Origin of the sequence: Pseudofrankia saprophytica (assembly GCF_000235425.2) — a bacterium.
Taxonomy (GTDB): domain Bacteria; phylum Actinomycetota; class Actinomycetes; order Frankiales; family Frankiaceae; genus Pseudofrankia; species Pseudofrankia saprophytica.
In genome coordinates, this window is sequence record NZ_KI912266.1 from 3,127,668 (window position 1) to 3,151,524 (window position 23,857).

The window sequence follows — 23,857 nt, forward strand, 5'->3', positions numbered from 1 at the left end:
AATAGTCGGAGGGCGGGAGAGCGGCTCGATCCGGCCACGGGCAGCCAGTCCCGCTCCTGCCTGGCTAACGGCCCCAGGGGCTCGGCGGCCTCGTCGTCCCTTCGGGCGTGGGCCAGGTCGCCCAGGACGTGGTCGATGCTCCGCCATCTCGGGCGTCTCCACCAGAAAGTCTCGCGCGGCGACATGTGGTCTTGAGGCGCGGATTGTGGTGGATGCCGCCAGCGCTGGAGTCTGATCGTGTTGGAGGGAGCGGATGGGCGTCGATGACGGAACGCCACGGACTTCGGCACCGCTTCCTCCAGCGTGCTCAACCCCGGCGTCCGCCTCGGCGCCCACACCACCAGCAGTACGCGGTGGTCGGCTTCGGCGAGACGCTGCGGATGGAACTCGAGCAGGAGGGGATCGGGGTGTCGATCCTGTTCCCGGCCAGCATGTCCACCCGTCACCTGGAAAGCAGCAGGCTGGCCCGACCAGCACAGCTGGGACCGTCCCTGCTGCGGAACGAGGATGTCGCGGCGATGCTCGCCAGCCGCGACATGGACGACACGACGAACGTCGTCACGCCGGAGTTCGCGGTCCGCAACCTGCTGGACGATCTCGCGCGCAACGAGCCGTACATCGTGACACACGGTGGCTACCGGGATGCGTTGGTCCGGCGCCAGCAGGCGTTCGTCGCCACGTATGACCGGATGACCGGCTCGAACGATGTGACGGAGCCGGCCCGGTGAGCCAGGAGGAGTTACAGGAGGGGAGTTAGCCGTGGACGCCGGCACCCTCGTCGAGATCGAGAAGATCAAGCAGCTCAAGGCCCGTTACTTCCGGCTGCTGGACACCAAGAAGTGGGACGACTGGGCCGAGGTCTTCACCCCGGACCTCAACCTCTGGGTACAGGACGTTCCGGACGTCATCTACACCAGCCGGGAGGAGTTCCTCGCCGCGATCGTCCCGATGCTCACCGGCGCGGTCACCACCCATCACGGGCACATGCCGGAGATCGACGTCACCGGGTCGGACACCGCCCGTGGCGTCTGGGCCATGTTCGACTACGTCCAGCTCCGCACCCCGGACCGGTCGATCCAGCTAAAGGGCTTCGGCCACTACCACGAGGAATACCGCAAGGGTTCGGACGGCCAGTGGCGGATCAGTTTGCTGCGGCTGCACCGGCTTCGCGTCGACTACAGCCGACGTGTACGCCAACGGTCCGCGTGCCCGCCCTCATCGGTCGCTTGCCAGTAGATGGTCGGGGCGCTCACGATAGCCGCGACGTCCGGGCTTCATCCATCCGCCGCGCTGTGGTCGAAGCGTTGCCGATTGTTGCGCTTGGAGCTGATCCGCCAGTGCCCGTCCGGGCATTTCCGGTACGTCTCGATGTAGTGGCCGTAGCCTTTGAGGCTCAGTCTGCCCTGAGGTCCGTCCAGCTGGACGTAGTCGAACATCGACCAGACGCCTTCGGCCTCGGTGTCGCTGAGCAACGTGATCTCTGGCATGTGGCCGTGATGGGTCGTCACGCCGTTGTCTAGCATGGGGATGGTGGATTCGAAGTACTCCTGGTTGAGCTGGAAGCGCTTCTCCCCTTCGATCGGGAGGTAGTGCTTGCAGTCCGCGGTGAACAGGTCGCGGAACGCGTCCCAGTTCTTCAGGTCAAGGTAGCGGAAGTACCGTGCCTTGAGCTGCTTGATCTGTTCGATGTCCCATAGCGCCTGCACGGAGGGTGAAACAGGCTGCTGACCGGACTCCGCGGCGGTCGCCAGGAGCCCAAGCTGCGTGCCCGCGGCGGCGGCGAGGGCCTTGGCGGTCGCGACGTCCTTGGTGATGTAACGGCCGGCAGCTTCCTGGAGGCGAGCCGACGAGCCGAGCGCGCGCACCGCGCCGAGGGCATAGCTGTTCCCGCTGCAGTGGCTGATCGCGTCGAGAGCTTTCGCTGGGTCGAGCCCAAGTTCCCGAGCCACCCGTTCCGCTTCCGCCACCAGGCCGACGTTCGCCCCGAACAGCGCGTTGTTGACCAGCTTCACCCGTTGGCCGTCACCGAGTCCGCCGACGTGCAGGATCGGGTTGGCATAGGCGGCCAGCACAGGCCGGACCGCCTCCAGAACGCTGGGCTCACCGCCGACCAGCAGCGTCACCCGGCTCGCCGCGGCGTCCGCCGGACCGCCGCTGAAGGCCGCGTCGAGGATCCGGATATCACGGGATCGCCCGGTCTCCGCGAGCGCGGGCGCGGTGTCGGGGCTACAGGTCGTGTGGATCACCACGACGGAGCCGGGACGCATCGAGGCGAGCAGCCCCTCGTCGCCCCCGCACACCTCATGTATCTGCTGGTCGGAGAAGACGCACACAACGACCACGTCGCTGGTGGCCGCCAGCGCGGCAGGCGTCGGTACGCTGCTCGCCCCCGATGCCTCGACCTCGCGCACCACCTCGGGCCGGCGGGCGTAGAACGACGCCTGGAAGCCTGCCTTGACAACTTGCTCCAGCATGGGCCGGCCCATGCTTCCCACGCCCAAGAATCCGATCTTCATGCCGTGCTCCCGGATCCGTCACCGGCGGCCGTCCATGCGTTCCGGTCGAGGCCGAAACCGCCATCAGGGGCGGCCGTGATCGTCTCTGCCAGTTCTGCTGTCATATCCAACCAATCGTCGGGCGACTGTCCTGTCGAACAAGAGCACAAACGGTGAACCTTTTCCATTGCCGTTGGCGGATAGGGCCCGCCGTGGGCAAGGAGACGCACAAATGGAAAAGGTTCAGTGGGAGGCGCCGGCAGGCCCACGCGGTAGTCGCCGCGAACGACCTCGCGCCCGGGTGTTGTCGGCCGAACCCTCGAGGACGGCTGCGGCGCGGCCCTGCCGGTGATGCGGACGCAGGCGTTCCCTCTTGATCAGAGCCGGGAAATCCAGCCGCCATCGACCAGGATGGTCTGGCCGGTGATCCAGTCGCCTGCCTTCGAGCACAGCAGGAGAAGGGTGCCGATCAGGTCCTCGGGCGGCCCGGACTTCTTGCCGGGGATGCCCGAGTAGAGAGCGTTCCGGAGGGCTGAGTCCTTCGGCAGGCTCACGTATCCGCTGTCGTTGTCGACGAGCCCGGGTGCGATCGCGTTGACGTTGATACCGCGTCCGCCGAGCTCGGAGGCGAGGTTCACGGTGAGGCCGTGCAGCGCGTACTTCGAGACGCTGTAGATCCCGCCGGCGATGAAGGCGCCGGCGGACAGGCCGTTGACGATCCGGCCCCCGCCGCGGGCTGTCATCGATTCGAGCACTGCCTGGGTACACAGCAGCGGGCCGCGCAGGTTGACGTCCACGACGCGGTCCCACTCGGGGACCGGCATGTTCGACAGGCCGTACGGGGGCAGGTTGGTCATGATCGCGGCGTTGTTGATCAGGATGTCGATCCCGCCGAAGGCCTCGACCGCGGTTGTCGCCATCGCCTGGGCCGACTGCGCCGAGGCGACGTCGACGTGCGCGGCGGCGGCGTGGAACCCGCTGTCGGTCAGGGTCTTCGCGGTCGACGTGGCCGCTTCGAGGTCGAGGTCCGCGAGGACGACGGACGCTCCGGCCTCGCAGAGCGCGCGGGCATAGACGACGCCGATGCCGCCGGCGCCCCCGGTGATGATCGCGACCTTGCCAGTCAGGTCGAACAGCTCGGTGGGAGTCATGCCATCGACTAACGCATGCGCATCAGGTCTAAGTCAACTAGTGTCGCCTCAAATGCACATGCGTTAGGTAGGCAGGAGGAGGTCGGCATGACGATCGATCGCACGGTCCCAGCGGTGCATCTGCACATCGGAGAGGAAGCGCGCCCGCACGGCACGGGTGGGGTGCACGACCACGTCTTCCCGGTGACGGGCGAGGTCCAGGGGCCGGTCCCGCTCGCGGGGCGCGATGACGTCGACGCCGCGGTCAGCGCCGCGCAAGACGCGCTCGGCGCGTGGCGGGCGTGGAAGCCCGCGGACCGGGCAGCCGTCCTCCTGCGGCTCGCGGAGCTGATGCGCAGCGATGGCGATGAGCTGGCCCGGCTCGCGGTGCTCGACAACGGCATGACGCTCGGGAACGGCCAACTCGCCGTCAGTGTGATGGCGCAGTACATGGCCTACTACGCGGGCTGGGCGGACAAGATCGAGGGTCGGGTGACCTCGGTCCCGGGGCAGTCGCGTGAGCTCGCGTACACCGTCCCTGAGCCCTACGGCGTGGTTGCGATCATCATGACGTGGAACAGCCCGCTGTTCTCAGTCGGCATGAAGCTTGCTCCCGCGCTGGCTGCCGGGAACACGGTGGTCCTCAAGCCGTCGGAGCTCACGCCGTACGCGTGCGAGCGGCTCATGGCACTGATCCGGGAGGCGGGCATCCCCGCGGGTGTCGTCAACCTGCTGCTCGGTGGGGCCGAGACAGGCGACGCGCTGGTCCGCCACCCGCTCGTGCAGAAGATCAGTTTCACCGGCGGTCCGGCCACGGCCCGGAAGATCCTCGCGGCCTGCGCGGAATCGCTCAAGCCGGCCGTCCTCGAGCTCGGCGGCAAGTCCGCCAACATCGTCTTCCCGGACGCCGACCTCGACGCCGCGGCGATGATCAACAGCTACAGCGTCCTCGGCACGCTCGCCGGCCAGGGCTGCGCGATCGCAACCCGCATGCTCGTGCACGAGGACATCTACGACGAGGTCGTCGACAAGGTCGTCGCGCTGGTGAGCACGATGCGGTGCGGCGACCCGTTCGACCCCACGACGACGATCAGCCCCGTCATCACGAAGGCCGCGCAGGAACGCGTCGTGGGGATGATCGAGCGCGCTCGGTCGGAGGGCGCGGGCAAGCTCCTGCTGGGCGGCGGTGTCCCAGGCGGCGACCTTGCCAACGGCTTCTTCGTCGAGCCGACCGTCTTCGGCGAGGTGGATCCGGCCAGCGAGCTCGGTCAGGTCGAGGTCTTCGGTCCCGTGCTCTCGCTGATGCGCTTCGCCTCGGAGGACGAGGCAGTCGCGCTGGCGAACGCGACCGAATACGGGCTCGCCTCCTACGCGTACACGAAGGACGTACGCCGGATCAACCGCCTCGCGACCCAGCTGCACGCCGGGGGCGTCTACGTCAACGGTGCGTCGCCAGTCCTGGGATGCGAGCTGCCGTTCGGTGGCGTGGGCATCTCCGGCTACGGCCGCGAGGGTGGCCTCGAGGGCCTGCTCGAGTTCGTCCGCACCAAGGCGGTGGCCATCGCATGACGATTCCGCTGAAGCTGGACGGAGCAACCGCCGTCCTCACCGGAGCCGGCAGCGGCATCGGCCGCGCGAGCGCGCTGGAGTTCGCCCGCCGTGGCGCCCGGGTCGCCATCAGCGACCTCGATGCCGACCGCGCGGATGCCGTCGCCGCCGAGGTCGAGGCCGCCGGCGGCGCGGCCGTCGCCGTCCGTGCCGACGTCACCAGCGAGGACGATCTCGTGCGACTGCGCGAAGCCGCGTTGACGCGGTTCGGCCGGGTCGACCTCGTCATGAACAACGCCGGGGTGCTCGCCATGGGCGCGCCCGAGTCACTGCCCGACGAGGCCTGGCAGTGGGTGCTCGACGTCAACCTGATGGGCATCGCCCGCGGCAACCGGGTGTTCCTGCCCCTGCTGATCGAGCAGGGCAGCGGCCACCTGGTGAACACCGCGTCGGCGTCCGGACTGCTCGCCTATGGCTTCGACCGGCTGCCGTACGTTGCGAGCAAGCACGCGGTCGTCGGCGTGTCGGAGGCTCTCGCGTCGTATCTCGGTCCGCGGGGGGTGGGTGTCACCTGCCTCTGTCCATCAGGAGTGATCACCAACATGCCCGAAGGGTTCCGGGTCTACGGGGAGACCTCCACCAGGCCTCGCGCTCCTGAGCACGAGATCGTGACGGCGGAGCGGGTCGCCGAGCTGACCGCGGACGCTGTCACGCTGGGCCGGTTCCTCGTAACCACCGTGCCGGACGTCGAGGCCGAGCTCGTCGAGCGGGCGCGAGACATCGAGGCCTACCTGCAGGCGCGCATCACCGAGCAGACCGCCGACCGAGAGGACTGACCATGACTCCCGACGAGGTCTACCGCACCGTCATGACCATCGACCCGCCAGCGGTCGAGACGCCGTTCGAGGCCGCGAGCCGGGAATTCCTCTTCGGGAACGTCTGGAACCGTCCCGGCCTGAGCATCCGCGACCGCAGGCTGGTGTCCCTCGCCTGCGTCGCGGCGGCGGACGCACCCAAGCCGATCGACGACCATGTCTACGCGGCACTTCGCAGCGGCGACCTCACGATCGAGCAGATGAACGAGGTGACCCTGCAGTTCGCGGTCTACTGCGGATGGCCGAAGGGCTCGCACCTGGAGATGACGGTCCGCACGCAGTGGCACCGGATCCACGCGGAGCGCGGCGAGCAGACGCCGCCGTGGCCGACGCGAACGCCGGAAGATCTCGGTCCCGCCGATCCTGCGCAACGGATCCTGGACGGCCAATGGGAGTTCGCCGACGTCAACGTCGTACCGGCTCCCCCGTCGGACTCCCCATACTTCTATGCCGGCATCCTCAACTTCGTCTTCGGGCACGTGTGGCGCCGCCCGGACCTGTCACGTAGAGACCGGCGGCTCGTGACCATCCCGTGTGTCGGGCTGTCCGACTCGCCCGCGCCGATCCTCTCGCACGTGGGTTCCGCGCTAGAGACTGGCGACGTGACCTACGACGAGATGCAGGAGATCTGCCTGCAGTTCAGCGCGTACTACGGCTTCGCCAAGGGCGAGGCACTCCAGGACGCCGCTGAACGCTGGCGCCTGGGCAAGGCGTGACCCACCCAGCCACCACCCCGCTCAACGCGACGGCGCTGCAGCTCCTGGCCACCGCCGAGCGGCTGTTCGCCGAGAACGGCATCGCCGGCGTGTCCCTGCGACAGATCGGCACCGCGGCGGGGTCGGCCAACAGCTCAGCTGTCAACTATCACTTCGGCACCAAGGACCGGCTGATAGAGGCAATCTTCGCCTACCGCCTTCCGCACCTCCTCGAACGACGCGCGCTGCTGAAGGAACGCGTCGACCCGGATGACCTGCGCGCCCGCCTCGAAGCCCACCTGCTGCCCGTCCTCGAACTCGCGGAATCGCCGGGCAACTCCTACGTCTCCTTCGTCGAACAGCTACAGCGAGGCGCGGACTCCTGGCGGCTCTTCGCCACGCAGCCCGACATCCGCCAATCGCGGGAAGAGTTCCTCGTCGACGTGCGGCGGCTACTGCCGGACATCGGCGAACCGACACTGGCCATCCGGGTCGGACAGGTGCAGAACCTCAGCCTCAACGCCGCGGCCGAACGGGAACGCGCCATCAACAGACAACAGAAGGTGATCCCCTTCGGCCTGTTCGTCACCACAACCCTCGACGGTTTCACCGGCTTCCTGACCGCACCGGTTTCCTCCGAAACTCGACGATTCCTCGCCCGGCCGCCCACGACGGTTACTCCGGAACCCGCGCAGCAGACGGCGCCTCACTAGACGACGTCAGGGCCGCGCCGCCGCGGTTTTCCCAGCTCCGCCGGAGCCGAGCGCCAGCCGGTCCGCCTCGCCGCCGAGGATGGCGGCGAGCGCGGGCACGGCGGTGACGAACGGGGAGTGCGCGGTATCCAGGGTGTGGACGGCGTCGACCCGCGCGGCCTGGTGCATCCGGCGCTGGCATGCGATCGGGAGCGCGAGATCCTGCGCGGTCTCGACGTAGACCTTGCGGACCTGTCCCCATCGCTCGTCGGTGAGTGCTACGGGTTCGGCGGTTACGAGGGGTGATTCGGGTACCAGCAGTGCCCCGAAGCGGCCGTAGTCGGTCTCCGGGACGTCGGTGTAGAACGTCTCGCGGCCGAGCTCGACCGGTACATAACTGACGCGTCTTTCCTCGTCGAACCGCTGGCTGGTGATGACCAGCGAGTCGGCGAAGTCCTGGTGGCCGCCGATGTCGATCAGCGACTGGCCGTCTGCCGGGACGAACGCGGCCAGGTAGACCAGGCAGCCGACCAGGTCGGGCACGATCTCGGCCGCCTGGGTGATGGTGAGGCCGCCCATGCTGTGCCCGACCAGGATGACCGGCCCGCGGGCGGCGTGGATCCGTTCGACGACGGTCTCGACGAAGTCGGCGAGGGTCGCGGTGGCGGCCACGGCGGGATCGTCACGGCCGGGGAGGTCAACGGCGTCCACCGTGTATCCACGTCGCCGTAGTTCCGCTGTCAGCGGCTGCCAGCTGGCGCCTCGGTGAAATGCGCCGTGTACCAGCAGTAAGTGGCCACCCGTGGCCTCTGCGCTCATCGTCGGCCTCCGTCGTTCTCGCTGCTGCTGTTTGGCGTTCAGCGGTGTTCGGGTGACGCCCGGCGGGCGATCAACGCCCCGTGCCCTGCCTGGCGCGGGTCACGGTCCGACGTCTTCTTCGTGGCGCCGCCGCCGCCCGCGGGCGGCGGCGGCGCCACGAACATTTGATGCGTCCCGGCCCTGGTGGGGCCTACGGCGCCGGTGTGATGACGCCGCAGGTCTCGGGAGGCGCGGTCCAGGTCTTGTCCTTCAGGTGGGCGAGGGTTCCGCAGGGTGAGGGGGCGATGTGGTTGAGCGGCCAGCGCGTCTCGGGCAGCGCTCCTGGGACGTAGTTGGTGAAGTTGTCGTTGAGTACTTTCAGGAAGCTGTCGACGGTGAGATTGCGCCCGACCTTCCGCAGCGCGCTGATGACCAGGTCCGCTGACCAGTAGCCGGCCATGACGGGCGTGCTGAGCGCGACCCCGGGGGCGTAGGCGGCGAGGTCCTTGACCATCTGCGCGATGGCGGGGACGTCGGTGGAGATCCCGGGCTGCCACCCCACGATGGCGTAGGTGTCGTCAAGCTCGGCCACGCCGGCGAGGCGGGGGTCGTAGATCGGGGTGATGAGGATGCCCTTGTAACCGGCCGCCTTGAGCGCGGAGACCATTTTGACGGAGTCGGCGAACTGGAGGACCGTGAACACGGCGGCTGGCGGCTTTCCCCCGTCCGCCGTCATGATCGCGCTGACGATGGGGGTCGGATCGGTCAGGCCGGACAGAGGTACCGGTGACTTCTGGTAGACGACCTTGAATCCGGCGGACTCGAAGCCCTGGCCGATGGTGATGTTGCCCTGGCGGGCGGCCTCGACGTCATTCCCGACCACGGCGATGGTCTTCGCGGCGCCGGCGGGCAGCAGCTTCGCGACGGCGATGGGTGGGCCGGTGCTGACCGTGCGCTGGGCTTTCGGCGCCGGTGTCTGGCAGCCGGTGATGCCGAAGCCGATGGCGTTGCCGCAGAAGGCGGTGTTCGTTCCCCAGCCGACGAACGGGACGACCTGCTTGCAGAACGTGTCCAGGAAGTTCGGCGCCGAGACGGCGACCGGGGCCACGGCGAACACCTGCTCCTGCTGGACGAGGACACTCGCCTGTTGGCCGTCCCGAGCCGCGTCGCTGCCGTCGTCGCGGACTCCGACGAAGTCGATCTGGCGGCCCGCGACACCGCCTTCCGCGTTCGCCCGCGCGAAACGCGCCTTCGCGCCCGCGTCAATGTCGCCGAACACCGCGCCAGCCGGGCTGGTCAAGGACGCCAGTCCGCCGATCTTGATTGAGGTGTCCGTGACACCACGGTTCGGGTTTGGCGCCGCCCCCTGGCAGGCGAGCGTCTTCGGATCGAGCGTCACGTTCGTCTGGCTCCAGCCGTGGTCGGGCCCCTCCTTGCTGAAAGCGGGGTCCGCCGAGACCACCCCGGCGCCGCCAGATCCTCCGTCCACCCCACCACCACCACCACAGCCGGCGATCCCGACCAAGGAGACGATGGATAAGACAAGGGCCGTTCGAATTCCACGCTGCATGAGCTTCTCCTTCGAGACTTGATCCGCTCCTCGACGCCGCCGAGGCGCGGGGTTGTGGGGGGCGCCCAGGGAGCGGCGCTCAGGAGACCTCCTTCAGGTACTCGTCACGCAGCTGGCCCTTGGCCAGCTTGCCGGTCGCCATCCGGGGCAACTCGTCGCGGAAGCTGAACATCCGCGGGACCTTGTAGTGGGCGAGGTTGTCGCGCGCGTAGCGGTGCAGCTCGTCCGCGAGTTCCTCGTTCGCCTCGACGCCGGGCGCCGGCGCGACGACGGCCTGCACGAACTCGCCCATCTCGGCGTCGGGTAGGCCGAAGACGGCTACGTCGGCGACCTTCGGGTGCATCACGAGGCGGGCCTCGACCTCGGCCGGGTAGATGTTGACGCCACCGGATATGATCATGAAGCTCTTGCGGTCGGTGAGATAGAGGTAGCCCTCGTCGTCGAGGCGGCCGATGTCGCCGACCGCCGTCCAGTTCGGGTGGTCGGGATGCCTGCTCGCCGCGGTCTTCTCGGGATCGCCGTGGTAGCTGAACGGGGCGTCGGGTTGCTCGAAGTAGAGCAGGCCGGGCTGGCCGGCGGGCAGCTCGGCGCCCTCGTCGTCGCAGACGTGGGCGATGCCGTTCAGCATTTGCCCGACCGAGCCGGGGTGCTTCAACCAGTCCGCCGCGCTGATGTAGGAGATTCCCGCGCCCTCGGTGCTGGCGTAGTACTCGTCGACGATGGGTCCGAGCCAGTCGATCATCTGGCGCTTGACGTCGGGCGGGCACGGCCCCGCCGAATGGATCACTCGCCGCAGGCTCGACAGGTCGTGGCGCAGCCGTCGTTCCCCAGGCAGCTTGAGGACCCGGACCAGCATCGTGGGCACGACCTGCGTGTGGGTCACCCTTTCCCGCTCGATGACCTCGAGCAGACCCTCGGCGTCGAATTTCTCCATGAGCACGAGGGTGGCGCCGAGCTCGTGGACACCGGTCGACCACTGGATCCCCGCCGAGTGGTACAGCGGGGTGGGACACAGGTAGATCGAGGTCTCGTCCATCCCGAACACGTGTCGGGCCAGGATCGACGTGCCAACGTCCTTCGGGTCGTCGACGGTCCGGCCGCTCAGCGGCCGACGCACGCCCTTGGGCCTGCCGGTCGTACCCGACGAGTAGAGCATCAGACCGCCGCGCGGCTGCTCGTCGAGTGGCGTCGCGGGCTGGGCCGCCACCGCGTCGTCGTAGGGCTCGAAGCCGTCGGCGGCGCCGTCGACCACGAACCGGTGGATGCAGCCGCGCGCGGCGGCCACCGCGGCGACGGCCGTGGGCGCCAGGGCCCCGGTGGTAACGATCGCCTTGGCGCCAGCGTCGTTGAGGATGTATGCCGCCTCGGCCGGTGACAGGTGTCGGTTGATCGCCGTCAGGTATAGCCCGGACCGCCTCGCCGCCCAGACCACCTCCATGAAGCGCAGGTGGTTCTCCGCCAGCAGAGCCACGGCGTCGCCGGGCCGCAGACCGCGTTCCCGTAACAGCCGTGCGAGCCGGGTCGACCCGGCGTCGAGTTCGGCGTAGGTCATCCGGGCTCCGGAGCCCGCCATGATGACGGCCGGCTTGTCCGGCGAGGTGCGCGCGTGCGCACCGGGATAGACCATGTCAGCCCTCCAGCAGAGGCAAGTGGCGTCCTCCGCGGCCGCGGAGCAGAGGACGGTGTGCGTTCGGCGAGGAGCCCGCGGCCGGCACCGCGCGAGCGCCGTCGGCCTCGGTGAGGCGGTCAGCGACACCGAGGCCGACCAAGCTGAGCCCGGTTGGGCCCGCGTGGACAGGTCGCCGGCGCCGACGTCCGCGAGTGCTCAGCCAGGGTGCGTGACGCCGTGGTGACTGTGCCCGCCCGAGGCGGCGGACATGAACGCTTCGAGTTCGTCGATGACGTCCGGGGCCGCGGGGGCGTAGACGATCTCGGTGATGCCTGATTCGCCTGCTTCGTGGATGCGGGTGGCCACCGTCGCGGCGTCGCCGGTCCAACCGGTGCCGAGGATGGCGGGGCCGGCCGCGGTGACGGCGGGGCGGTCCCGCTCGGTGATGACCGTGATGTGGCCCTCGTGTACGGCGAGGTGGCGCTGCTCCGGCGGGCGCGCGGCCAGCATCGCACCACGCCAGACCGTGCCACCCGGAACCTGCTCGACCAGGTCAGGGGACAGGTCCCAGAGCCCGTGGAACGAGAGGGTCGCGAACCACGGGCCGGCGGCTTCGACCAGGCGTGGTGTGGTGTGGTCCTCGCCCGGGCGGACGATCGTTCCGTGGGTCAGCAGCGCCGTCGGTCTCCCGGTGCGCTGGTGTGGCTCCGGCACCGTGGGGACGATGACGCCGGCGACGTCCAGCTCCTGGGCTGTCACGTGGCCTTTGGGCCCGCTGGGGGCCAGCCACAGGGGGGTGGTGATGGGGCGCGGCGGCGCCCAGCCGGCCGCGTGCAGCAGCTGGCAGGGCACGCCCTCGATCTCGACGACCTCGCCGTCCAGCAGGCCGCGTAGCTGGCGGATGTACGTCGCCACGTCCGCCCACTTCATCGCGGGCTTGCCCATCGCCTTGCGGCCGGTGAAGCCGGTGCCGAAGGCGGCCACGAGTCGGCCGGGCGCGAGGTCCTCGACGGAGGCGATCGCCGACGCGGTCACCATGGGATGGCGCAGGCTGGGGATCGCGACGCCTGTGCCGACGCCGATGCGCCGGGTGGCTTCGGCGATGCGCGCGAGCGCGATCCAGATGTCGCCGTAGAGCGCCGGCGAGTCATACACCCACACGCGGTGGTATCCCAGTCGTTCCGCTGCCCGCGCGTACTCGACGATGCTCTTGCTCGGAGGTAACGCGACGGAGATTTCCGGTCGTACCATGGTCGCCTCGACACGCCTTTCTCGTCGTCTGAACCGGCTGGCGCGGACCGCTTAGGGCCGGCCCGTTCCTGGCACTTCCACCGGTAGTTGGACGATCGATCCGGTCGGCTCGGCGTGCCGGTCGCGCTTGAAGGCCACCGTGTTCATGCAGACGAACAGAGTCCGCCGGTCATCGCCGCCGAGCACGCAGGCGAGGGGAATGTCCTCGACGTCAATCTGCTGGTCGACGCCGCCCGGACCGACGTGCAGGATGCGCCGGCCCCAGGGGTCGGCGACCCACACGTCGCCCCGCTCGTCCAGGCAGATCCCGTCGGGGGCCACCAGTGCCTCGCCACTTCGCGGAGTCAAGGGGACGTGGGTCCGGTCGACGAGTTCGCCGTTTTTGATCGAGAACCGGGACAGCCGGCGGCCTGCGGACTCGGCCACGACCAGGGTGTCGCCGGCCGCGGTGACGGCCGCCCCGTTGGGGCACAGCATCTGGTCGGCGCCGACCGACACCTCGCCGTCCGGACAGACACGGACCAGGACCGTGGGCTGCCCGGTCGGGGCGCCGCCCATCGGGAATCCCAGCTGGGTGACGTAGGCCGTCCCGTCCGGGGTGACGATCATGTCGTTGATCCCGTGCGGGGCGAGGTGGGAGACATCCGCGTGCGGGTGGGCGGTGCCGTCCTCGATCCGGTAGACGACGCTGTGTTCCATTCCGGCGACCAGCATGCGGCCGTCTGGCAGCCAGCCGATGCCGCCGGGGTCCTCGTCGTCGGGGAAACGGTGCACGGCGGTACGGCCGCCGGCGTCGTCGAACCGGTAGACGGTGTGCGCCCACATGTCGGATAACCACAGCGCGCCGTCGTGCCAGCGAGGGCACTCGACAAACTCGAGGTCACGGGCAAAGATCTCCATCTGGGACTCCCGTTCAGGCTCGTTGTGCGGCGGGTGCGCGCTAGGACAGCCGCGCTAGGACAGCAGGGGGTCTCGGGGCAGGCCGAGAATCCGTTCCGCGATCTGGTTCCGGGCGATCTCGGACGTGCCGCCAGCGATGGTGAGCGCACGGGTCGCCAGCAGCGACCTTCCGGCGGTCCCGCCGAAGCCGTCGTCGAGGGCGACGTCCTGGCCGGCGAACTCGGTCAGCAGGGTCGCGGCGCGTTGCCCGTGCTCGGCCGTGACGAGCTTGGTGACGTTGCCCTCCGGGCTGGGTCCGCTCCCGTCCAGGGCGCGGACCACTCGCCGCAGGTCAAGCAGCCGCACGGCGATCGCCTCGGCGACGTGTTCACCCAACCGGGTCTCGGCTCCTGGCACCCGGTGCCCGTGCTGCCGGTACAGGGCGAACATCTGGTCGGCGGTGGTGCCACCGAGGTTACCGCTGAGGGTGATCCGTTCGTTGCCGAGCGTGGCGCGGGCGACGTTCCAGCCCTTGCCCGGTTTCCCCACCACGTCCGCGTCGGGGACGAACACGTCGGTGAGGACCACCTCGTTGAAGTAGTGGTCGCCGGTGAGATGGCGCAGCGGCCGTACCTGCACACCCTCGGTGGCCATGTCGACGACCATCGTGGTGATACCGGCGTGCTTGCTCGCCGACGGGTCGGTACGCACGGTGGCAAGGCCGTACCGACACCGGTGGGCGTCACTGGTCCAGACCTTCTGGCCGCCCAGCACCCAGCCGCCCTGGACCCGTTCGGCTCTGGTCCGCACGGCGGCGGCGTCGGACCCGGCGCCGGGCTCGCTGAACAACTGGCACCACTGCTCCTCGCCGTAGAGCGCTGGCCGGACCCAACGCGCGACCTGGTCCTGGGTGCCGTGTTGGACAAGGGTCAGAATCACCCAACCAGTGATCATCAGGTTGGGGACCTTGAGGTCCGCGGCCCGGAACTCCTGCTCGATGACGAGTTGGAGTCCCGCGGAGGCGCCGAGCCCCCACGGACGCGGCCAGTGCGGCTGCAGGTAGCCGGTGTCGGCCAGCCGGCGGCGCCGCTCGTCATCGGGGAGCGCCGCCAGCTCGGCGGCGAGCGCCCGGATCTCGGGCCGCGCCGCCTCGGCCTGCGCGGGCAGGTCGAACGCGGGTGCCGTCCGGGAGACGCCCGCGCCGCCCAGACGGGTCACGTCCGCGGCGGCGGTTCCCGGCGGCACGATGGCCTTGCTGGTGATGGCCCGCCGGTAGAGCAGGTGGGCGTCGTGCTCCCAGGTGTAGCCGGTTCCGCCGTGTACCTGGATGTTGAGTTCCGCGTTCCTGACGAAGGCCGGTACCGCGAGGGTGGCCGCCACGGCCGCCGACAGCTCGAACTCCTCGGTTGGTCCCGCCGCGGCGCGCGCCGCGTCCCACACCGCCGCGGTCGCGAGCTCGGCGGCGACCAGCATGTTCGCGAGGTGGTGCTTCACGGCCTGGAACGTGCCGATGGTCCTGCCGAACTGCTCGCGCACCTTCGCGTAGGCCGCGGCGACCTCGACGCATTCGTGCGCGCCGCCGCTCGCCTCGGCCGCGACGAGTGTCCGCATGATCGCCTGGGCGTGGGCCAGCGCACCCGGCAGCACGTCGCCTGGTGCCACCCGCGCCTCGGTAAGGCGGAGCCGAGTGGAGCGCCGCGACCGGTCCAACGATCCGAGGGCCTCGTCCGTCACGCCGGGGTCGGCCGTCGACACCACCACGAGGTCCTCGCCGACCGCGAGGAGCACGAAGTCGGCGAGCGCGCCGCCCGGGACGACACCGGACCGGCCCGACATCCGTCCGTCGCTGTCCAGGTCCAGGTCCCCGCCGAGACCGACGGCGCCGACGGCCGTGCCCGCGGCGAGTCCCGGCAGCAGGCGGGCACGCGCCTCCGGGCCTCCACTGGCCGCTATCACCGCCGACGCCAGGACCGTCGGGAGAACGGGCCCAGGCGCGACCGCCCTACCGGTCTCCTCGAGGATCACCACAAGTTCCGGCAGCCCGAAACCGCCGCCCCCGAACTCCTCCGGCAGATGCACCCCGAGCAGACCGAGATCGGCGAACTCCTTCCAGAAGCCCGGCAGGTGTTCCTCGTCGGCGTCCAACAGGGCCCGGCCGGCCGCGCGTGCGTCGCGCGAGGACAGCAGCGATTGGGTAGTCCGGGCGAGCGCCCGGTGTTCCTCGCCGATTGCTATCCCCATGTCTCCTCCATCCGCCGGTGGGCCAGTTCCGTGGGCAGGGGTCAGTCAGGCATGCGGCGGGCAACGCCGCCTGAGGTCGGCCCGCCGGCAAGGGTCCTGGGAGCTGCGCGCCCCGGTGCCAGGGGGCGGGATGGCCGGCCGCGTCGTCAATCTGTCGCCGGCGCCTGCGGCAGATGTTGACAGATCTGACCAACTGGCACAAGGTCCCACTTGGGACATCGGTCCGGCAGGTGGGAGACGGCGGTGCTGACCAACAGCGATCTGTACCTTCGGAGCACCCCGGAGACGGGGCGGACCGTCCTGGCCGACACTCCTGCCCCGGGCGTCCGGTTACTGACGCTGAACCGGCCGGAACGCCTCAACGCGATGTCCGGTGAGCTGGTCCGGGACCTGCACGCGGCGCTCGACGAAGTGGCAGCGGACGACGAGTGCCGCGTCGTCGTGCTGACCGGTGCTGGCCGGGGCTTTTGCGCGGGGCTAGACCTGCACGAGCCGCCGAAGCCGAGCAAGGCAGGATCCGGCCCTCAGACGGGGATGCGGGTGCAGCAGGCCATCGCGTCCCTGGTTCCCAAGCTGCGCAACCTGCGTCAGCCCGTGATAGCGGCGGTGAACGGCCCGGCGTCCGGCGGTGGCTTCGCGCTAGCCCTTGCCAGCGACGTGCGGGTCGCCGCCATGTCAGCGAGGTTCAACGCCGCTTTTGTGCGCGTCGGGCTGTCGGGCTGCGACATCGGGGTGAGCTGGCTGCTCCCCCGGCTGATCGGGGCCGGCCGTTCCCACGAGCTGCTGCTCACCGGCCGTCTCGTCGACGCCGACGAGGCGCTGCGCATCGGTCTGGTCAACCGCGTCGTCGACGACGGCAAGGTGGTGGACGCCGCGCTGGAGACGGCCGCGCTGATCTGCGCCAACAGCCCCATGGGCGTGTGGATGACCAAGGAGGTCAGCTGGAGCCAGCTGGAGATCGGCAGCCTGCAGGCCGGCATCGACCTGGAGAACCGCACCCAGGTCCTCACCTCCTACACCCAGGACCAGAAGGAACAGGTCAGCGCCTTCCTGCGGCGACGTTCCCCGAACTACACCGACTCCTGACGGCCGTGCCGAGGTGACACCAGATGTGAGAGTCTCCGGACCGATGGAAGCAACGAAAAGATCGCTGCGTGAGCGGAAGAAGGAACGCACCTTCGAGCACGTCGCCCGGACCGCGGTCAGGCTCGCCATGGAGCACGGTCTGGCGGCGGTCCGGGTCGAGGACATCTGCGAGCGAGCCGAGATCGGCCGGTCGACCTTCTTCCGTTACTTCGACTCGAAGGAGAGCTGCTTCGTCGCCGGCGTGCATCGGGGGCACCTCGAGGCGGTCCTGGCTGCCATTGAGGCCCGCCCGGCGGACGAGGGACCGCTCACCGCGCTGTGCAACGCGTTCCTGGCGATCCAGGAGGACTGGCGCAGGCAGCGCGACGTCCTGATCCTCGACGCGCGGCTGCGGGCCGAGGTCCCGGCGGTGCGGGCGCACGCCAGCGCCACACACCTGGACTGGGAAACCTCCATTGCCCGGGCGATCGCGCCGCGGTTCGCCGCCCCGGACGTCGACCTCTTCCAGTCGCGCATCATGGTTGGAAGCGTGCTGTGCGCCGTTCGGGTGGCGACGGAGAAATGGCTCGCCGGGGGAGCGAACTATTCCCCGGCCGTGGAAGTCGCGGCGGCCTTCACCGTTCTCCGCTCGTACGTGACCGTCGAGGCCCCGGAAGCGGGCGAAACCAGAGATACGGGCCAGGCCGGCGGCGGTGAGCCGGGGAGTTCCGGCCATCGTTAGCACTCATATCATCCGAATCTTTCACGTGTCTTTCATGCGATGGGGTCCACGGCATGGGGAATCTGAACGGAAAGGTCGTCCTCGTCACCGGCGCGGCGAACGGTTTCGGCCGTGAGATCGCCTTCCGGGCCGCGGCGCGGGGCGCGACCGCGGTCGCGTCGGACATCGATGCATCAGGTGCCGCGGAGGTGGCCTCGTCCATCATCGCCACCGGTGGCGCCGCGTTGGGGCTGGGGCTGGACGTGCGCGACCGGCAGGCATTCGCCGACGCGACCAGTCAGGTGATCACGCAATACGGCCGGCTCGACGTTCTCGTCAACAATGCCGGTGTCATGCCGCTGGCCTTCCTCGCCGACCACGCCCGCGCCGCAGACGCGTGGGACCGGTGCATCGACATCAACCTCAAGGGTGTCCTGCACGGCGTCTGCGCCGTGTACGACCAGATGGTCAGGCAGAACAGCGGCCACATCGTCAACATCTCGTCTGTCTACGGCAACGCCGGCGTCGCCGGGGCCGCGGTCTACAGCGCGACGAAAGCCGCTGTCGCGACGCTGTCGAATGCGCTGCGGGTCGAGAGCCAGGGGCGCATCAAGGTGACGATCGTCCGCCCCAGCGGGGTCGTCGGAACGAACCTCGGCGCAACCGTCCTGGACCCCACGGCGGCCGCCCCCCTGGCCGCGCACCGGGCCTCCGAATGGCAGGACAACCTCGCCCGGTACCTCGAGGGGAAGCTGGACACCGAGCAGACGGACCCAGCGGATGCGCGCTACTGGGTCCTGTCACCGGGGGAGGTCGCCGAGCACGTGGTGAACGTGATCGACCAACCGCTCGGCGTGGCAGTCACCGACCTGACCCTGCGAGCGACCGGAGAGGACTATGTCTTCTGACACCAGCCCGGCCGGCGGCCTGACGACGTTCGACACCGAGCCGCTCGAGCGCGCACTCACCGAGAGCCTCGACGTGTTCAGCGGGCTGACGGCCGACGAGATGGAAGCCCCGTCCGCCTGTGACGGATGGACCGTCCGGACAACGCTCGCCCACCTCACCGCCGGCGTGGCGGCGATAACCGGACAGCTGCCCGCCGTGCCCTACGACAAGAACAAGGAGTTCGAAGCGGCCGTCGACGCCCAGGCACTGGATCTCGCCGCACGGCCGGCCGCGGAGCTTCTCGAGATCCTCCGATCGGCCTCGCCCGCTCTGGTGAACATCTTCGCCTCGCTGCCGGACGACTTCGCCGCGATGCCGGTGGACATGGGAACCGCCGGCACCTATCCCTTCGCGAGCCTCGCCGACGCCCTCACCTTCGACCACACCTGCCACGTCCGGTGGGACGTCCTCACGCCTCGCGGGCAAGTCCGACGCACCCTGCCCGACCTGGACGCCGGACGCCTGTCGGCCTCCCTCCGGTGGCTCACGGGCTGCATCCCGCAGATGACCACCGAACGGTTCCGGGACCTGCTCACCGACCCGCTGACCTTCATCCTGACCGGACCCGGCGCCGCGACGTTTCGACTCACACCACACGCCGCATCAGTCGAAACGTCGACCGACGAACCGACACGGGCGACGGTGAAGTCGACGACGTCGGACTTCATCCTGTGGGGAACCGGACGAGAATCTCGACAGGGCCGGGTCAAGATCACCGGTGACGTCGCATATGCGGAAAGGGCACTCGACGCGTTCCGCGTCTACTAGCGGCCGAACGCGGCCAGACGTCATACCGACGTCGCGGCCGGCAGATTCGCCGACCTGCACGCGCCTTCCGCGGTGGGCACTTTCTAGAAGGAGAGCCGGGGGCGCACGGGGTTCTTGTCATCACCAAGCGGTTCGGAGCGCGCCTGTGGAGAATCGCGCCGCGCCGGTCAGGAAGCGCGATGCCTGGAGGAAGGCAGCATGAAGGTCGACGCGATCGTTCATGACGATCTGGCGTTGGTGGGGGAGCGGGCCCGGTTGGCCCAGGAGCTCGGGTTCGACGGGATGAACGTCGCCGAGGTCGCGCACGACCCATTCCCGCCACTGACGCTGGCTGCCGTGGCGACAGAGCGGATCAGGCTGGGTACCGGGATCGCCGTGGCGTTCGCGCGCAGCCCGATGACGCTCGCCGTGCTTGCCTCCGATCTGCACCGGCTCTCGCACGGCAGGTTCGTGCTGGGCATCGGCAGCCAGATCAGGCCGCACATCACCCGACGGTTCTCGATGCCGTGGTCGCGTCCGGCGGCACGGATGCGGGAGTATGTCGCGGCCATGCGGGCGATCTGGGCGTCCTGGGCCACCGGCGACCCGCTGCGCTTCGAAGGCGAGTTCTACCAGCACACCCTGATGACGCCGATGTTCAGCCATGGCCCGTCCGAGTTCGGGGACCCGGCGGTGTTCGTCGCCGCGGTCGGGCCGGCGATGACCGCGGTGGCCGGCGAGGTGGCCGACGGCCTGCTGGCACATGGCTTCACCACTCCCGACTATCTGCGGGAGGTGACCCTGCGCCATCTGGAGCGGGGGCTGGCGGCCGCCGGCCGGACCCGGGCCGACATCGAGGTCTCCGTCCCGGTCTTCGCGGTCACGGGCCGAGACGAGGCGGAGCTGGCGGCGAACCTCGGCGCGGCCCGCCACCAGCTCGCCTTCTACGGGTCCACTCCGGCCTACCGGCCCGTGCTGGAACACCACGGCTGGGGCGAGCTCGGCGACGAGCTGCACCTGCTGTCCAAACGGGGCGAGTGGGCGCGGATGGCGCAGGCGGTGCCCCGCGAGGTCGTGGAGGCGTTCGCGGTCGTCGTGGAGCCCGCCGCCGTCGCCGGCGAGATCGCCCGCCGCTGGGGCGGCCTGGTCGACCGGGTACAGATCGGTCTACCAGACAACGACCCCGAGCGGATGGCCGCCGGTGCGGAAATGATCAAGGAGCTGGCCCAGAGGTAGCTCGTGCCCCGCATGCCCACCGACATTGCCCACGGGAGAGCCATCATGACCACCGTCGAAGGCCGGCAGTCAGTGCACCTGCCGGCGCGCGACATTCCCATCCCGTCGTCTATCAGCCCCGAGGCGCGAGCGATCCTCGCCGCGCCACGGCAGGCGGACACCGGCTACCCGCCGCACGATGACGTGGCGGCCTGGAAGAAGATGATCGCCGGCCGGCACGAAATGCTGGCCGCGATGGTGGGCAGTCGGCCGGTCGACGCCGCGGTGACCGTCGAAGACGCCGACGTCGACGGCGTGCCGGTCTACGTGGTCACCCCGTCCGGTGCGCCCGACGGCCGCGTTTACCTGGACATCCATGGCGGCGCGCTGATCCTTGGCGGTGGCGTGGTCTGCCGGGAGATGGCCGTGCACACCGCGGCCCGGCTGGGCACCCGGGTCTGGGCGGTCGACTACCGGATGCCGCCCGACCACCCGTACCCGACGCCGCTGGACGACTGCGTCGCCGTCTACCGGGCGTTGTTGGAGAACTACCACCCCGAGCAGATCATCGTCGGCGGCGCGTCTGCCGGCGGCAACCTGGCGGCGGCGCTGCTGCTACGGGCACGCGACGAGGGGTTGCCGCTGCCGGCCGCCGCGGTGCTCAACACCCCGGAGGCCGACCTCACCGAGTCCGGCGACTCCTTCCAGACGAACCTGGGCCTCGACCCGGTACTGCAGGGCAGCCTCATGCCGGTGAACCAGCTCTACGCCGCCGGCCACGACCTGGCCGATCCCTACCTCTCCCCGCTTTTCGGCGACTTCGCCCAGGGCTTCCCGCCCACCCTGCTCACCACCGGCACCAGAGACCTGTTCCTGTCGAACACGGTGCGGATGCACCGCGCCCTGCGCGCCGCCGGCATCGCCGCCGAACTGCACGTCATGGAGGCGGCCGGCCACGCCGGCTTCCTCGGCATGGCACCGGAGGATGCCGATCTGAACCATGAGGTCCGCCGCTTCGTCGACGCCCACTGGCCCGGCTGACCGCTCCTGACCTCGACCGAGCCGGCGCCACCGGATGACATGGCGCTGGTCTGGGCCCCTGGTGACCTCGTGAACGGCCTGGTCATCGACACGCGACGCATCCTTCCGTGACCTCTCGGCGGTGATCAGTGAGTTCTACTCGAACGAATACGAACGAGCCTGGTAAAAGCCAGGTCGACGCAGGTGGCCGAGTTCTGGAACCCCACAGGCCGGCAGGCACCACGGTTCGGGGAACGAGGGCACCTGCCGGCGGGACGTGATCCGGCCAATCGGTTGACCGCGATTGTTGCCCGATTCGTAGCATCTCTTCAACGTTCTGAATCGAGGTTCAGATCATGGCCGCGTACGATCTTGTCATCACCGGTGGCACTGTCGTCGACGGGACCGGCGCCACGCCGCGGGTCGCCGACGTCGCAGTACGCGACGGCATTCTTGCCGCCGTGACGGAACCGGGCGTTCTCGACGGAGCTGCGCGCGAGCGGATCGACGCCGACGGACTGCTCGTCACGCCGGGATTCGTCGACATCCACACTCACTACGATGGACAGGCGACCTGGGATCCGCTACTGACGCCGTCCTGCTGGCACGGGGTGACAACGGTGGTGGCCGGCAACTGCGGCGTCGGCTTCGCGCCCGCGGCACCGGACAGGCGCGACTGGCTGGTCAGCCTCATGGAGGGCGTCGAGGACATTCCCGGCTCCGCCCTCGTCGAGGGGATGCGGTGGGCCTGGGAGACCTTCCCTGAGTACCTCGATGCGCTCGAAAGCACCCCGCGCAGCCTCGACATCGGCGTCCAGATCGCGCACGGCCCACTGCGGGCCTACGTCATGGGGGAGCGTGGAGCCCGCAACGAGCCGGCCACGCCAGCCGACATCGAACGGATGGCGACGCTGGTCGCCGAGGCCCTCCGCGCCGGGGCGCTGGGTTTCTCGACCTCGCGCACCCTGACCCACCGTGCGATCGACGGCGAGCCGGTGCCGGGAACGTTTGCCGCCGAGGACGAGTTGTTCGGCATCGGCCGGGCGCTGCGCGATGTGGGCGCCGGTGTCTTCGAGGTCGCGCCGGCCGGCATCGTCGGCGCCGACCACGCCGATCCGTACAAAGAGGTCGCGTGGATGACCCGGCTCGCCAAGGAGATCGACCGGCCGGTCACGTTCGGCATGAACCAGACCAACGACTCGCCGCGCGAGTACCTCGACCTGCTCGCCGCGGCTACCGCGGCCGCCGAGGCAGGCGATCCGCTGATTCCCCAGGTCGCGGGACGCGCCTCCGGTCTGCTGTTCGGCCTGGAGACCACCTACCACCCGTTCATGCACCGGCCGACCTGGCAACGGCTCGTGTCGCTGGCACCGGCACAGCGGCTGGACCGGCTACGGGAGCCGGCGATCCGCGACGCGATCCTGTCCGAACCAGATCCTGAAGGCAGGCCGTTGATCCTGGTCCTGTTCGCCGACCGGACGATCCCGGTCACCGACGAGCTGGACTACGAACCGGCCGTCGAGGCCAGCATCGGGCACCTCGCCCGCACGTCCGGCCGTACCGCCTTCGAGGTGCTCTATGACCTCACGGTCGCGGGCGGCCCCGACCAGTTGTTCATGATGCCGATCCAGAACTATGCGGATTCAAGCCTCGATCCGGTTCGGGAGATGCTGCTGCATCCGCAGGCCGTGATCGGCCTCGGGGACGGCGGCGCGCACTGCGGGATCATCTGCGACGCCAGCATTCCCACGACCAACCTCACGCTCTGGACCCGGGACCGGACCCGCGGCCCGCGGCTCCCGCTGCAATACATCATCCGCAAGCAGACCCGCGACACCGCCCGGCTGTTCGGCATACGCGATCGCGGCGTGATTGCCCCGGGCTACAAGGCCGATCTGAACCTGATCGACTACGAGCGGCTACGGGTGCGGGCTCCCCAGATCGTCCACGATCTGCCAGGCGGCGCGAAGCGCTTCATTCAGCGGGCCGACGGCTACGCCGCCACCCTCGTGTCCGGCCAGGTCGTGATCCGCGACGGTGAACCGACCGACGCCCGACCCGGTCGGGTGATACGCGGCGAACAGCCATCGCCGCGCTGAGCCTCGCCGAGACTGGCAATGGGCGGGTGTCGCATCGCGGCTGTGGCCTACGCACCTGCTGCCGCAAGGGGTGCCACCGACCCGTACCTCACCGGTGATCGCCGGATCCGCACCCTGTCGAACTGACGCCGCTCGCCAGGACCACGGTGAAGCCGTACCTCGTGACCAGGCTCGCCGTGGACAGGGGCCCAGGACCCGGCCGGCCCCTCCGCGAGGCTTACGGATCCGCCAACGACCTCGGCGCGGCCGGTCCGCATCC

The 23,857-nt window shown here is 69.6% G+C and carries 21 protein-coding genes; 13 read left to right on the forward strand and 8 right to left on the reverse strand.

Translation table 11 applies throughout. The features are described 5' to 3' along the window. The first annotated feature begins 353 nt into the window (after positions 1–353). Together FRCN3DRAFT_RS0212920 and FRCN3DRAFT_RS0212925 are read left to right on the forward strand one after the other, a co-directional pair. A complete protein-coding gene (locus FRCN3DRAFT_RS0212920; protein WP_007514064.1) occupies positions 354–728 on the forward strand; it encodes an SDR family oxidoreductase in 375 nt (124 codons plus the stop codon). Positions 729–759: 31 nt separating this feature from the next. Beyond that, entirely contained in the window at positions 760–1,236 is a 477-nt protein-coding gene (locus FRCN3DRAFT_RS0212925; protein ID WP_007514066.1) for a nuclear transport factor 2 family protein, read from the forward strand. Positions 1,237–1,274: 38 nt separating this feature from the next. Here FRCN3DRAFT_RS0212925 and FRCN3DRAFT_RS49435 read toward each other — a convergent pair whose 3' ends face one another. Further along, positions 1,275–2,516: an NAD(P)-binding domain-containing protein gene (locus FRCN3DRAFT_RS49435; RefSeq protein WP_007514067.1), complete on the reverse strand. Its 1,242-nt coding sequence runs from the start codon at positions 2,514–2,516 to the stop codon at positions 1,275–1,277. 356 nt (positions 2,517–2,872) lie between these two features. After that, positions 2,873–3,646: an SDR family oxidoreductase gene (locus FRCN3DRAFT_RS0212935; protein WP_007514069.1), complete on the reverse strand. Its 774-nt coding sequence runs from the start codon at positions 3,644–3,646 to the stop codon at positions 2,873–2,875. Between the two features lie 87 nt (positions 3,647–3,733). On the opposite strand from FRCN3DRAFT_RS0212935, the gene FRCN3DRAFT_RS0212940 reads away from it, so the two are divergent. From FRCN3DRAFT_RS0212940 to FRCN3DRAFT_RS0212955, 4 genes are read left to right on the forward strand one after another with little or no spacing between them, the layout of a single operon-like run. Further along, positions 3,734–5,194, forward strand: coding sequence for an aldehyde dehydrogenase family protein (locus tag FRCN3DRAFT_RS0212940; RefSeq protein ID WP_007514070.1), 1,461 nt, complete (start codon positions 3,734–3,736; stop codon positions 5,192–5,194). Continuing rightward, complete coding sequence (locus FRCN3DRAFT_RS0212945) at positions 5,191–6,009, forward strand: SDR family oxidoreductase (protein WP_007514072.1); 819 nt, start codon at positions 5,191–5,193, stop codon at positions 6,007–6,009. The genes FRCN3DRAFT_RS0212940 and FRCN3DRAFT_RS0212945 overlap by 4 nt, the downstream gene beginning before the upstream one ends. A gap of 2 nt (positions 6,010–6,011) precedes the next feature. Beyond that, entirely contained in the window at positions 6,012–6,764 is a 753-nt protein-coding gene (locus FRCN3DRAFT_RS0212950; protein WP_007514074.1) for a carboxymuconolactone decarboxylase family protein, read from the forward strand. Continuing rightward, a complete protein-coding gene (locus FRCN3DRAFT_RS0212955; RefSeq protein ID WP_007514075.1) occupies positions 6,761–7,456 on the forward strand; it encodes a TetR/AcrR family transcriptional regulator in 696 nt (231 codons plus the stop codon). Before FRCN3DRAFT_RS0212950 ends, FRCN3DRAFT_RS0212955 begins: the two co-directional genes overlap by 4 nt. 6 nt (positions 7,457–7,462) lie before the next feature. Here FRCN3DRAFT_RS0212955 and FRCN3DRAFT_RS0212960 read toward each other — a convergent pair whose 3' ends face one another. From FRCN3DRAFT_RS0212960 to FRCN3DRAFT_RS0212985, 6 genes are all read right to left on the reverse strand, one after another. Continuing rightward, positions 7,463–8,254: an alpha/beta fold hydrolase gene (locus FRCN3DRAFT_RS0212960; RefSeq protein ID WP_007514076.1), complete on the reverse strand. Its 792-nt coding sequence runs from the start codon at positions 8,252–8,254 to the stop codon at positions 7,463–7,465. Positions 8,255–8,444: 190 nt separating this feature from the next. Further along, positions 8,445–9,722 (reverse strand): ABC transporter substrate-binding protein, encoded by a 1,278-nt coding sequence (locus tag FRCN3DRAFT_RS0212965; RefSeq protein WP_232794027.1) that lies wholly within the window; start codon positions 9,720–9,722, stop codon positions 8,445–8,447. 160 nt (positions 9,723–9,882) lie between these two features. Beyond that, positions 9,883–11,430, reverse strand: coding sequence for an acyl-CoA synthetase (locus FRCN3DRAFT_RS0212970; protein WP_007514078.1), 1,548 nt, complete (start codon positions 11,428–11,430; stop codon positions 9,883–9,885). Between the two features lie 198 nt (positions 11,431–11,628). After that, entirely contained in the window at positions 11,629–12,663 is a 1,035-nt protein-coding gene (locus FRCN3DRAFT_RS44305; RefSeq protein WP_007514079.1) for an LLM class flavin-dependent oxidoreductase, read from the reverse strand. Positions 12,664–12,714: 51 nt separating this feature from the next. After that, complete coding sequence (locus FRCN3DRAFT_RS0212980) at positions 12,715–13,563, reverse strand: SMP-30/gluconolactonase/LRE family protein (protein ID WP_007514080.1); 849 nt, start codon at positions 13,561–13,563, stop codon at positions 12,715–12,717. Between the two features lie 54 nt (positions 13,564–13,617). After that, positions 13,618–15,783, reverse strand: coding sequence for an acyl-CoA dehydrogenase family protein (locus FRCN3DRAFT_RS0212985; RefSeq protein ID WP_007514081.1), 2,166 nt, complete (start codon positions 15,781–15,783; stop codon positions 13,618–13,620). 243 nt (positions 15,784–16,026) lie between these two features. Between FRCN3DRAFT_RS0212985 and FRCN3DRAFT_RS0212990 the strand changes: the two genes are divergently transcribed. From FRCN3DRAFT_RS0212990 to FRCN3DRAFT_RS0213020, 7 genes are all read left to right on the forward strand, one after another. Further along, on the forward strand, positions 16,027–16,869 hold the full coding sequence (locus tag FRCN3DRAFT_RS0212990) for an enoyl-CoA hydratase/isomerase family protein (RefSeq protein WP_007514082.1): 843 nt from the start codon (positions 16,027–16,029) through the stop codon (positions 16,867–16,869). A 43-nt stretch (positions 16,870–16,912) separates the two neighbouring features. Then, positions 16,913–17,590 carry a TetR family transcriptional regulator gene (locus tag FRCN3DRAFT_RS0212995; protein ID WP_007514083.1) on the forward strand — a complete coding sequence of 226 codons (678 nt, stop codon included), beginning with the start codon at positions 16,913–16,915 and terminating at the stop codon, positions 17,588–17,590. Between the two features lie 53 nt (positions 17,591–17,643). Continuing rightward, positions 17,644–18,477 carry an SDR family oxidoreductase gene (locus tag FRCN3DRAFT_RS0213000; protein WP_007514084.1) on the forward strand — a complete coding sequence of 278 codons (834 nt, stop codon included), beginning with the start codon at positions 17,644–17,646 and terminating at the stop codon, positions 18,475–18,477. Next, positions 18,467–19,285: a maleylpyruvate isomerase family mycothiol-dependent enzyme gene (locus tag FRCN3DRAFT_RS0213005; protein WP_007514085.1), complete on the forward strand. Its 819-nt coding sequence runs from the start codon at positions 18,467–18,469 to the stop codon at positions 19,283–19,285. The genes FRCN3DRAFT_RS0213000 and FRCN3DRAFT_RS0213005 overlap by 11 nt, the downstream gene beginning before the upstream one ends. Positions 19,286–19,483: 198 nt before the next feature. Continuing rightward, positions 19,484–20,500: a TIGR03617 family F420-dependent LLM class oxidoreductase gene (locus tag FRCN3DRAFT_RS0213010; RefSeq protein ID WP_007514086.1), complete on the forward strand. Its 1,017-nt coding sequence runs from the start codon at positions 19,484–19,486 to the stop codon at positions 20,498–20,500. 45 nt (positions 20,501–20,545) lie between these two features. After that, positions 20,546–21,520 carry an alpha/beta hydrolase gene (locus tag FRCN3DRAFT_RS0213015; RefSeq protein ID WP_027140529.1) on the forward strand — a complete coding sequence of 325 codons (975 nt, stop codon included), beginning with the start codon at positions 20,546–20,548 and terminating at the stop codon, positions 21,518–21,520. Positions 21,521–21,855: 335 nt separating this feature from the next. Then, positions 21,856–23,598, forward strand: a complete 1,743-nt coding sequence (locus FRCN3DRAFT_RS0213020) for an N-acyl-D-amino-acid deacylase family protein (protein WP_007514088.1) — start codon at positions 21,856–21,858, stop codon at positions 23,596–23,598. Positions 23,599–23,857 lie beyond the last annotated feature (259 nt).